This window comes from Haladaptatus sp., from assembly GCF_049589095.1.
GTDB lineage: Archaea > Halobacteriota > Halobacteria > Halobacteriales > Haladaptataceae > Haladaptatus.
The window spans coordinates 1-11,066 of sequence record NZ_JBAWAC010000519.1 but is presented as its reverse complement, the minus strand read 5'-3'; the positions used below and the strand labels follow the sequence as shown (position 1 = coordinate 11,066).

At 60.9% G+C, this 11,066-nt stretch carries 12 protein-coding genes and 2 pseudogenes; 11 read left to right on the top strand and 3 right to left on the bottom strand.

Going from position 1 to position 11,066, the window contains the following annotated elements:
* From WBV42_RS16270 to WBV42_RS16240, 7 genes and pseudogenes are all read left to right on the top strand, one after another.
* Positions 1 to 120, top strand: a pseudogene (locus WBV42_RS16270) (acyl-CoA dehydrogenase); the annotation flags it as partial.
* A 338-nt stretch (positions 121 to 458) separates the two neighbouring features.
* A complete protein-coding gene (locus WBV42_RS16265) occupies positions 459 to 893 on the top strand; it encodes a hypothetical protein (protein WP_423986952.1) in 435 nt (144 codons plus the stop codon).
* Entirely contained in the window at positions 802 to 1,392 is a 591-nt protein-coding gene (locus tag WBV42_RS16260; protein ID WP_423986951.1) for a phosphotransferase, read from the top strand. Before WBV42_RS16265 ends, WBV42_RS16260 begins: the two co-directional genes overlap by 92 nt.
* A 62-nt stretch (positions 1,393 to 1,454) precedes the next feature.
* Positions 1,455 to 1,904, top strand: coding sequence for an MOSC domain-containing protein (locus tag WBV42_RS16255; protein WP_423986950.1), 450 nt, complete (start codon positions 1,455 to 1,457; stop codon positions 1,902 to 1,904).
* Positions 1,905 to 2,047: 143 nt separating this feature from the next.
* Positions 2,048 to 2,899 (top strand): DUF7351 domain-containing protein, encoded by an 852-nt coding sequence (locus WBV42_RS16250; protein WP_423986949.1) that lies wholly within the window; start codon positions 2,048 to 2,050, stop codon positions 2,897 to 2,899.
* A 91-nt stretch (positions 2,900 to 2,990) separates the two neighbouring features.
* On the top strand, positions 2,991 to 4,301 hold the full coding sequence (locus tag WBV42_RS16245; RefSeq protein WP_423986948.1) for an MFS transporter: 1,311 nt from the start codon (positions 2,991 to 2,993) through the stop codon (positions 4,299 to 4,301).
* A gap of 27 nt (positions 4,302 to 4,328) precedes the next feature.
* Entirely contained in the window at positions 4,329 to 4,745 is a 417-nt protein-coding gene (locus WBV42_RS16240; protein WP_066140366.1) for an iron-sulfur cluster assembly scaffold protein, read from the top strand.
* 144 nt (positions 4,746 to 4,889) lie between these two features.
* Here WBV42_RS16240 and radA read toward each other — a convergent pair whose 3' ends face one another.
* Both radA and pspAB read right to left on the bottom strand, forming a co-directional pair.
* Positions 4,890 to 5,921 carry a DNA repair and recombination protein RadA gene (gene radA / locus WBV42_RS16235; RefSeq protein ID WP_253224985.1) on the bottom strand — a complete coding sequence of 344 codons (1,032 nt, stop codon included), beginning with the start codon at positions 5,919 to 5,921 and terminating at the stop codon, positions 4,890 to 4,892.
* Between the two features lie 135 nt (positions 5,922 to 6,056).
* On the bottom strand, positions 6,057 to 6,662 hold the full coding sequence (gene pspAB, locus WBV42_RS16230) for a PspA-associated protein PspAB (protein WP_423986947.1): 606 nt from the start codon (positions 6,660 to 6,662) through the stop codon (positions 6,057 to 6,059).
* 87 nt (positions 6,663 to 6,749) lie between these two features.
* On the opposite strand from pspAB, the gene WBV42_RS16225 reads away from it, so the two are divergent.
* A complete protein-coding gene (locus tag WBV42_RS16225; protein WP_423986946.1) occupies positions 6,750 to 7,286 on the top strand; it encodes a DsrE family protein in 537 nt (178 codons plus the stop codon).
* A 4-nt stretch (positions 7,287 to 7,290) separates the two neighbouring features.
* Here the strand turns inward: WBV42_RS16225 and htpX are convergent, their stop codons facing one another.
* Positions 7,291 to 8,181 (bottom strand): zinc metalloprotease HtpX, encoded by an 891-nt coding sequence (htpX, locus tag WBV42_RS16220; protein ID WP_423986945.1) that lies wholly within the window; start codon positions 8,179 to 8,181, stop codon positions 7,291 to 7,293.
* A 329-nt stretch (positions 8,182 to 8,510) separates the two neighbouring features.
* On the opposite strand from htpX, the gene WBV42_RS16215 reads away from it, so the two are divergent.
* From WBV42_RS16215 to WBV42_RS16205, 3 genes and pseudogenes are all read left to right on the top strand, one after another.
* On the top strand, positions 8,511 to 9,392 hold the full coding sequence (locus tag WBV42_RS16215; RefSeq protein WP_423986944.1) for an NAD-dependent epimerase/dehydratase family protein: 882 nt from the start codon (positions 8,511 to 8,513) through the stop codon (positions 9,390 to 9,392).
* A gap of 78 nt (positions 9,393 to 9,470) precedes the next feature.
* Positions 9,471 to 10,580, top strand: a complete 1,110-nt coding sequence (locus WBV42_RS16210; RefSeq protein ID WP_423986943.1) for a 60S ribosomal export protein NMD3 — start codon at positions 9,471 to 9,473, stop codon at positions 10,578 to 10,580.
* Positions 10,573 to 11,066 (top strand): annotated as a pseudogene (locus WBV42_RS16205) (class I SAM-dependent methyltransferase); the annotation flags it as partial. The gene WBV42_RS16210 and the pseudogene WBV42_RS16205, both read left to right, overlap by 8 nt.

The window sequence follows — 11,066 nt, the reverse complement described above, 5'->3', positions numbered from 1 at the left end:
GACTACCCGCCTATGCGCCACATGGCGAACATGGAAACGGTGTACACCTACGAGGGCACCCACGACATTCACACGCTGGTTCTGGGGCAGGATCTCACCGGCATCGCCGCCTTCGAGTAGTACCTTTTTGCTTCGGGTCCTCCTCGATGCGCTTCGCGCATCTCGTCGAACCGCTCGCAAAAATCTACGCTAAAAAAGGCCGACGACTCACTTCGTTTCGCCGTCGGTGAACCGCGCTCACTGTGTTCGCGCGGATGCTGGTTCTGAGTTTGACTGTATTCCGGGAACTGGACGGTCTGTTCGACTTCCATTGCCTGCAACCTGTTCTCTGTCGGTGACGTCAAATAGTCGGTTGCTGAAGGATTGGGTGTCCACTTCTTTCGGTCGGAGCGACAGCGCCCGCACGCGAATCGGACTGCTCGCTTCGACCGGTCCTCGCACGTCACGCGACGAACATCATGCAAGCAAACGAACGAGCGATACGCGAGCGACTCGAATCGCACACGAAAAAATACGAAATCGGCCGGGAACTGCACGACGTACCGCCACACGTCACTCATGAAGTTCGGTTCGGTGGAAAACGCGCGATTTGCAAGCGCGCGACGAGCGCCGAAGGTGACCCAGCGATGGAAGCGCGGATTATGCAGTTCCTCGAAGCGACCACTTCGGTTCCAGTGCCTCACGTTCTTGCCGTCGGGGAGGATTACTTCGTCGCCGAGTGGGACGATGCGGTTCCGGACGACGGAAGCGTGAACGAATCGGGTGCACGAACGATAGGCGCTGGACTGGCAACGCTACACGATGAAGCCCGCTTCGACTCGTTCGGTTTCCTCGAAGCGAAGGACGGCGAACTGGCGCTCAACGCCCGCAAGTCGTGGCACGAGACGGTGTGACTTCCTCGCGGACCGCTGTGAATTCCTGCGCAATAGGGGCTACGAAGTGGATGCCGAAGTCGCAACCGAGGCGTTGGCGTTCGTCGGCCGGCGTCCGGACTTGTTCCGCGGCGTTGGTGAACCGGTTCTCTGTCACGGCAACTACGTCCCCGACCACGTCGGCCGCGATGGGTCAGAAGTGACCACCGTCATCGACTTCGAACACGCGCTCGTCGGGCCGGGTGAGTACGACTATTGGCGGACGGCGATTCCGATGTGCAGGGATCCGGACGGCGTGGACGAATCGCTGGCTAAAGCGTTCCGCGCGGGGTACGAATCGGTACTGGGACTTCCACCGAAATTCGAGCGTCGAGCGCCGGCCTATCGACTGCTCGTCGTCGTGTCGTTCTTCCGGTCGCTGTACCTTCAGGACCAGCACGGAGAACGCAAAGCGGCCGAGACTGCGGCGCGGTTTCGGGGATACGTCGCCGATATCCTCGACTCGCTGGAATCACAGTAGAGGTTGCTAACGATTCGCACAGTCAGCCACGAATTTATACTGTCAGCACGCAATCGACGTGCATGGACGGAATCGGCGAAATCGAGGCGATTCACATCGCTGCGGAGTCGGCAGGGAAAACTGAGGAAATCGAGACCGTTGAAGCGGTAGCGGGGTCGGGACTCCGCGGCGACCGCCACTTCGACCCCGACGTTTCGGGGAACGACATCACGCTCATCGAAACCGAGGCGCTCGACGCCATCGAGGCGGAGGCCGGAATCGCGCTCGGACCCGGGGAACACCGTCGCAACGTGACGACGCGCAACGCCGCGCTGAATCACCTCGTCGGGAAGCGGTTCCGCGTCGGCGACGCGATTTGCGAGGGCGTCGAACTCTGTGAACCTTGCTCGCATCTGGAGTCGCTGACCGAGGACGGGACGCTTTCGGCGCTGATTCACCGCGGCGGACTTCGCGCCAGCGTCATCGAATCCGGCGAGATAAAGACCGGAGACGGTGTGGAGCAGTTGTCCTAAAGTCGGTCGGGGGGAAGATGGAGCCGATTTTCCTGATTTTGCAACAGCGACACGGAAAGTCTTCGAAATTTTCGACCGTTCGCTACGAACGTGTGATGGTGATGCGTTGAAAAGTATTTCACGCGTCCGACCCATCACGGGACATGGACGCGGACGAGCGAGAGGTGTCTCCGGAGCAAGCGTTCTCGCTGCTCGGAAACGACACCCGCATCGGAATCATTCAGGCCCTCTGGAAGGCCGACGAGTCGCTGTCGTTTTCCGACCTCCACGACCGAGTCGAAATCCGTGACAGCGGGCAGTTCAACTATCATCTGAACAAACTCGTCGGCCTGTTCGTCCGGCAGGTGGACGGGAAGTACGAACTCACGTTTGCGGGCTCGCAGGTCATCGGCGCGATTCTCTCGGGGACCTACACACAGCGTGCCGAAACGGAGCGGTTCGAACTCGACGCCAACTGCCCGGATTGCGGGACGGAACTGACCGCGACGTACGAAGAGGAACGTGTCACGATTCGCTGTGAAACGTGCGACGAGGATCGGTCGACGTTCGGGTTACCACCGGGAGCGTTCGAGGGGCGTGACGAGTCGGAGTTACAGAGGACGTTCGAGCGCTGGCTTCTCAACGTCTTTTCGCTCATGGCGGACGGCGTCTGTCTTCGGTGTTCCGGGAAGACTGTCGGGTCGCTCATCACCGAGTCGGAGTACTTCTACAGCGACCAAGAGGTCGGCATCGAATTCGTCTGCGAGCGCTGTGGGGACCGCGCATCCGGCAATCTCGGGACGTATCTCCTCCGACATCCGGCGGTAGTCGCGTTCCACTACGACCACGGTATCGACCTCACCAAAGCGACCGTCTGGGAACTCGAATGGCTCAGCGGGGATAACGAACGTCTCGTCTCGGAGGCCCCGCTCGTTGCCGAATGCGTCGTCACGCTCGACGACGACGAACTCACGCTGACCGTGGACGAGGAACTCGCCGTTCACGTCGAAGAGTGACAGCCATCATACAGAACTCAGTTTCGGATATTTCCGCAACAGAACTGTATTTCTGGAATCATATATCTCGCTCCCCCTCCAGTCTCGTTTCATGCGCTCTCTATTCGAAAATCTGACCTTCAGTCGGCTGTTCCTCGGTCGGTTGGTCACGAACGCGGGGGACAGTGCGTACGCCGTCGCGGCGATGTGGTTGGCGTTCCAACTCGGCGGCTCGTCGTTTTACACGGGACTGGCGGGCTTTCTCACGATGCTTCCCCAGACGCTCCAATTTCTCGCCGGACCGCTGGTGGACCGCTGGCGGATTCGACGGATTCTCGTCGGAACACAACTCGCACAGGGAATCTTCGTCCTCACCATCCCGGTGGCCTACGCGATGGGATGGCTGACGGTGTGGGTCGTCCTCGTCGTGATGCCGATCCTCTCGCTGCTCAACCAGTTCGTCTACCCCGCTGAGCAGGCCGCTCTCCCCCGCGTCGTGGACAAAGACGAACTCGTGGAAGCCAACTCGGCCTTTTCGTTCGCCTACCAAGGGGTCGATTTCGCGTTCACCGCGCTCGGCGGCATCGTCATCGCGGCGATGGGCGCAATCGCCCTCTACCTCGTCGATTCGGTGACGTTCCTCGCGGCGACGCTCGTCTTTCTGGGAGTAAAAATACCGGCCGCGGAATCGCAGTCGAACGGTGAGGAAACGAAAGAGGAAGCCGAAAACGAAGACCCCGAGAATGTCACGTCCGCCCTCGATGACTATCTCGCCCAACTCCGTGACGGTATCGACTACGTTCGCGGATCGATACTCGTGTGGGTGCTCGCCGGGAGCCTCGTCGTCAACGCGGCTATCGGAAGCACACTTGCGGTTCTCCCGGCGTACGCGAAAGCACACGGCGGGTCAGATGCGTACGGGTTTCTCCTCGCCGCAGTCGTCGGCGGAATGCTCATCGGGTCGCTCGCGGCGTCGCCCCTCGAACGATTTTCACTCGCCGCCTTGAGCATCGGCGGGTTCCTCTTCGGTGGAGTCGTGTGGCTCGCCGCGGTCGCCGCCGGGTGGTTCCCGGCGACGCTCGGACTGTTTTTCCTGGCGTGGATTCCGGTCGGCGCGACGAACGTCATCTTCGCGGCGATGATCCAATCCGTCGTTCCGGAACACCTGATGGGCCGCGTCTCGTCGGTGCTTTCGAGCGCCTCCGTGGGTGCGATGCCCCTCGGGTCGCTGCTCGGCGGCCTGGGCGGGGACGCTTTCGGAAACGCCGTCGTCATGACGACCACCGGATTCGGCTTCCTCTGTATCGCCCTCTGCTGGCTGATCCATCCGCAACTTCGAGCGATCGCGACCCTCGACGACCTGGGTGGCGAGGAGTACGGACTCTCGACGGCCGCCGGGGCGGAACCGTCGGAATCCTTTTAGGTGAATCTCTCCTACCCAGATTCAACTATGAGCATGGGTTCGGACATGTACCGGCAGCAGATTCTCGACCATTACCGGAACCCGCGAAACTACGGGGAACTCGAAAACGCCCAGTTCAGTCACGAGGGAGTCAACCCCTCCTGTGGCGACGAACTCGAATTCGACGTCTCCCTCGAAGACGACGGCGAAACCATCGAACGCGTCGCGTTCCGCGGCGACGGCTGTGCAATCAGCCAAGCCAGCGCCAGTATGCTCTCCCAGAAGCTTCCCGGCATGAGTCTGGACGAGGTTGCGGCGATGGACCGGGACGACGTTATCGACATGCTCGGCGTCGATATCAGCCCCATGCGGGTCAAATGCGCCGTGCTCGCCGAGAAAATCGTTCAAGATGGTGCGGAGATTTACGAGGGCGAGCAGGAAGAAGGGCGGACGACGACGGAATAAGCGGCGGATTTGAAATAATCGACGGAGTTCCGATTTTGCGGTGCCGGGCGTTCGAGTTCGATGTGACGATTTGCGAGTTAGCGGGAGCTATCCCGGAATCGAGAAAGAAAAACAAAGGGGAGAACGCGTTTTCGAACCGCCCGATTATTCGGGCTTCAGACCGCCGTCCTGCACGCGCATGACGGCCTCGCCGTCGGCGAGGTTCGGCGCGTCCACGAGGCGGACGATACGCTTGTCGCCCTTCGACTTGCGGAGGTACATCCGAAACGTCGATTTGTGTCCGAGGATGTTCCCACCGATTGGCTGGGTTGGGTCGCCGAAGAACGAGTCGGGGTTGGACGAAACTTGGTTCGTCACCACGATGGCCGTGTTGTACAGGTTACCGACCTTGTCGATGTCGTGGAGGTGTTTGTTGAGTTTCTGCTGGCGGGTGGCGAGTTGTCCACGGCCGACGTATTCGGCGCGGAAGTGGGCCGTGAGGCTGTCGATACAGACCAGTCGGACGGGCCAGTCGCCGTCCTCGTGTTCGCCCGCGAGTTCCTGGGCCTTCTCCGCGAGGAGCATCTGGTGGTTGGAGTTGAACGCCTTGGCGACGTGGATCTTGTCGAGGATGTCGTCGACGAGTTCCTGCATCGCTTCCTCGTCGTCCGGCGTCCCCTCGATTTCGCGGTCGTCCATCGTGGCCTGAAGGGCTTCTTCCGGCAGGCCACGAACCATGTCGTCGATACGCTCGGGACGGAACGTGTCCTCGGAGTCGATGAAGATGACGCTTCCGTGGAGACCGCCCTGTTCACGCGGAAGTTGGACGTTGACGGAAAGCTGGTGGGTGATCTGGGATTTCCCCGCACCGAACTCGCCGTACACTTCGGTGATGGACTGGGTCTCGACGCCGCCGCCGAGCAGTTCGTCCACTTCGTCGATCTGCCAGCTGAGTTTGCCGATCCGCTCGCGTCGTTCGAGAACCTGCGAACCAGTCTCGAACCCACCGATGTCGGCCTCCTTCCGTGCGGCCTGAATGATGTCAGCGGACGTGCTCTCGCCGACGTCTGCGGTGTTGCTCAGTTCGCCAGGGCTCGCAACTGCGAGGCTCTGGTAGGAGTCGAATCCCGCTTCTCGGAGTTTCTCTGCTGTTGCCGGTCCAACGCCGGGGAGTGCTTCGAGGTCTACGTCTGCCATTGTAGTTCTCCCTTGTTCCCCTCATCATATAAATCCCCGTTAACAGCAGAGTGAAAGTGAAAATCGATGGCGGGAATAGGATACAATCAAATTGGAAAGAAAGCCTTTAGATACGAAGAAGAAGTCTCGTGCGAACTACTGCCACGGATGTTTGCCGGAATGGTCGGACCAGAGCGGATACCAGTACTGTTCGTCCGACTCGATTTCGAGTTCCCCGTCCAGGTTGCTCTGGAGTTTGAACTCGGCGGCCGAGTCGCGCTCGTGGCCGCGTTTCGGCGCGAACGGGTAGTAGGCACCACGGCGGAACGAGTACAGCCAATAGACGTAGTTGCCGTCGCGCTCGAAGCCGAAAATCGCCGCGAGGAGGCGGGAACCGTAGCCTTCCTCCACGAACGTGTCGGCCGCGAAGTGGAGGCTCGTCACGAGGTCCTCGGGGTCGTCGTCTTCGAGGACGAACCACGAGTATCCGTGGCTGTCGACGTGTGCGGTCGCCTCGGTTCCCGTCTCTTCCTTTCCGGCTTCGAGGATGGCGTGAACCTCGTCCACCGCGTTCTGGAAGTCGGTGCTATCGACTTCGGAGAAACAGAGCGCGGCCTGCCCGACCGATTCGTAGCCGAGGTCGGCTTCCATCGTGACGTAGGCCGTGCTCATGCCGAAGAGGTCCTCGGGGTCGGCCGCCCGGCCAGCATCCGTCTCGGCGCGGATGCCGAGCACTTCACGGATTCCATCGAGTAATCCCATATCGGGGCCTACGGAGGCGGGGAGGAAAAAGGGACGCGATACTTATGTCGCTGTTAATAAAGGTCCTCGCACCCGTCAGTGGAACCGATGGGAACGCATTCCCGACGCCGGTTTCTCGAACTGGCAGGTGCTGGCACCGCCATCGCGCTCGCGGGTTGCTCCAACGGCCCGACTGAAGACGCGAAAGGTGCCTCCACATCCACCACGGAAACCGACACAACGACAGGAACCACGACGGAAGCGGAAACGACGGAGACCGACGAAGAATCGGAGGATATCACGATGAGTACGGTATTTCACTACAGCGACGGGGAAGAGCATCAAGGACACGCGGTGGCGAACGTCGCCAACCTCCTGAACGACGATTCGACGGACACGGAGACGATCGCGCTCGTCGCCAACGGCGGCGGCGTCAAACTCGTTTCGAAGGACTCCACGGTGGCCGACAAGGTCAACTCCCTCGTGGAGAAGGGCGTGAAGTTCAAGGCCTGCCACAACAGCATGAACAAGTTCAATTATACGAAAAAGGACCTCCTTTCGGGTGTCGAAGTCGTTCCCGCCGGGGTCGGCGAACTCACCAAGCTGCAGGCGAAGAAGGGATACGCCTACATCAAGACGCCGTGAGCCGTTAGTACGACTCCATCTCGCGCTCCATGTCGCGGAGGCGCTCGACGCGCTTCTCCGTGCTCGGGTGCGTGCTGAACAGGTTGCTGATGAAGCCTGCTTTTGCGGGGATGATGAAGAACGCGTTCATCTCGGAGGACTCGCGGAGGTCCTCCTTCGGAACCTTGTCCATCCGACCGTCGATGGTCAGCAGGGCCGAGGCGAGCGCCGACGGTTTACCCGTAATCGTCGCTCCGCCACGGTCCGCGGCGAACTCGCGGTAGCGCGAGAGTGCCCGAATGAGGAAGTAGCTGATGATCCACACGACGAGCGACGCGATGATTGCGACGAAGACGGGAACCTGATTCCCGTCCCGACTGTTGCGGCCGCCGCCGAACAGCCATCCCCAGCGAACGATCATGAACGCGATGGTCGAGAGGAACGACGCGATGGTCATCACCATCACGTCGCGGTTCTTGACGTGCGAGAGTTCGTGTGCGAGCACGCCCTCCAACTCCTCCTGATTCAGCGTCTGGAGGAGGCCACTCGTCACGCAGACGGCGGAGTTCTTCTGCGAGCGTCCGGTTGCGAACGCATTTGGAACACGCGTATCAGCGACGGCGACCTTCGGCTTCGGCAGGTCGGCCTGCTGGCAGAGCCGGCCAATGGTCGCGTGGAGGTCCGGATACTCGTCCTCGCTCACCTCGTGTGCGCCCATACTCCACAGCGCCAGTTTGTCGCTGAAGAACAGTTGGCTGATGCCGAACACGACGGTGCCGATGATTACCATGGTGAAGATACCAGTACCACCGAAGAACACTTCCATCACTCCGACGAACACGATATACAGGGCGAACAGGAGGAACATCGTGAGGCCCATCCTGGCACGAAGTCCCCAATCTGCCTTCCATTCCATGGTTCAGTCTAGGTATTCCGACCGTTTAACTGTTTTCAGACGCTAAGCCCTCTACCTCAAGGAGCGAGCGCGGTGCGGAGCGAGTAGTGAGGGGATACACCGTTCACAAGAGTGTCGCTCTTGTGCGCGAACGAGACACGTAGGGCGGGGTAGTTCACACATTCGTTGTCTTGTGCGGGTAAGTAGCACACGAGGCGGGGGCAATTTTTATACACACCAATACTCGTACCAAAAAAGTGGTAGTATCACGTCTTTCGAGGCCAGAACTCTTACCCCGAGAGACGGGTTAGACGGTGTATGTTCTCGTTTGAACCGACGAGGGTACATCGATGACCGGAACGGTCGTCCTCGCTGGGAGCCTCGACCGTTCCGGTCGATGGCTCGCCACGCACCTCGCCGAGCAAGGGTGGGACGTTACTTGCATGAGTCTCTCCCGTTCAGAGTGGGAACTGGGGGGGTATCGGGGGCTTTCGTTCCGCTCGGCCGACCTGACCGAACAGGTCGAGACGGCGGAAGCCATCTCGACCGAAAATCCGGATGCGGTCGTTCACTGGGCCTCGCTTCCGTCGCCCGAACGCCACGCTGGAATGCGGATATTCGAAAACAACGTCGTCGGAGCGTACAACGTTCTCACGGCCGCGGGGAGGGCAAACGCCCGAATCGCGTGGGCGTCGAACGAGAGCGCCTACGGCTTCCAACTCGCCGGAGAACCGTCGCTTCCGGAGTACCTTCCGCTGGACGAGGAACATCCGCTCCGACCCGAAGACCCGTACGGTACGTCGAAGGTCGTCGGCGAACAAATCGGCGCGATGGTCGCCCGTCGCTACGACGTCCCGGTGGCGTCGATTCGCGGGTCGTGGGTCCAGTTCCCCGACGAGTACAACTGCCTCGACGCCCGAACCAACCTCGCCACCGGCGCTGGGAACTTCTGGTCGTACGTGGACGTTCGGGACGTTTCGACCGCCATCGAGCGAGCCATCTCGGCTGACTTCTCCGGCCACGAACCGTTCATCGTCTCGGCGGCGGACAACTACCTCGACGAACCCATCGAGCGGGCGCTGTCCGAGTTCTTCCACGACGTCCCCGACTCGTGTACGGTTTCGGGGACTGATTCGGCGCTCTCGACCGCGAAAGCGCAGTCGATGCTCGGGTGGGAACCGACTCACTCGTGGCGCGATATGGTGGACGACGACGAGTTCGCCTTTCCGTGATCCTTCTCCGATATCTTCGGCGTCTTCGGCGTCTTCAGCATCTTTAGGCTTAAAAGCGAGAACGACATAGAACCGACAATGACCGATTCTCGCGAATTCTGCCCGAACTGTGGCGACCCCATCGAGGTCGATATCACGGACCGGGAGTATCCGACGTCCGCATCCCCGCGCGAGCGGAAGCTCTGTGATTCCTGTTATTTCGACCGCTTCGATCTCGTGGACGCCCCCGAGCGAATCGAGGTTCGGGTGTGTGCCCAGTGCGGTGCCGTCTATCGCGGCCGTCGATGGGTGGACGTCGGCGCGCGCGACTACACCGACATCGCCATCGAGGAAGTGAGCGAAGCGCTCGCCGTCCACGTCGATGCCCGCGACGTGTCGTGGCAGGTGGAACCCGAGCAGATCGACCCGAACACGATCCGGATGCACTGTTATTTCTCCGGGATGGTCCGTAACACGCTGATGGAGGAGGAAATCATGGTTCCCGTCATGATCGCCCGCCAGACGTGTACGCGCTGTGGGCGGATTGCGGGCGACTACTACGCCAGCATCGTGCAGGTGCGAGGCGTAGACAGGACGCCGACCGCGACGGAGGAAAAGCGTGCCAAGGAAATCGCCAACGAAATCGTCGCGGACATGGAGGCGACGGGCGACCGAAACGCCTTCGTCACCGAGATGGACGAAACGGACGACGGACTGAACATCAAGGTCTCGACCACCAACATCGGCAAGAAGATTTCGAGCAAACTGGTCGAGGAGTTCGGCGGGAGCTTTTCCGATGCGGAAACTCTCGTCACGGAGGACGAGGACGGCAATGGAGTGTATCGCGTGACCTACGCCGTCCGCCTGCCGCCGTTCACCCCCGGCGACATCATCAGTCCCGACGACGACGGGCCGGTCCTCGTCAGGAGCGTGCAAGGAAACCTGAAGGGCCGACGGATTACCACCGGCGAGGAGTACGAGGCCAAGTTCGGCAACGAGGACGCCGCCGACGCCAGCAAGTTGGGGAGCATCGACGACGCCGAGGAGACGACGCTGGTCGCCGTCACGGACGAACACGCGGTGCAGGTGCTCGACCCCGAAACGTACCAGACGAAGACGATTGCCAAACCGTCGTACATGGACGAGGACGCGGAGATGGTACCGGTGTTCAAGAGTCGAGACGGATTGTACGTGGTTCCGGATGCGTGACCTCGCCGTTCTCGTTCGAAAGCCGAAGGCGGAGGATACCATCGGCGAACTGGAAGCCGAAGGCGTCTACGACGATTCTCGAAAGGTCCGCGAATACGACGAGGAACTGGTCGAACTGCCGGTAACGGAGCGGCCGACCGAAACCGAAATCGAGGGCGTCATCGAACAGGACGACCCCGAACGGCGAGGGACCGACCTCGAAGCGCTCCTCTCGGCGCGCGGATGGACGGACGAAGAACTCCAGCACGCACCCAAATCGTGGGCCGTCATCGGCAGCGTGATTCTCGTCCAACTGGACGACTGTCCCCGACCGGAGGAAGTCGGCGAGGAACTGCTCGGTCTGCACGGCGAGGCCGAAACCGTCCTCGCCCGCGGCGGAATTTCCGGCGAACAACGGGAACCCGACGTGACCGTGATTGCAGGGACGGGGGACACCGAAACCGTCCACACCGAACACGGGACGAAGTACGGACTCGACCTCCGGAA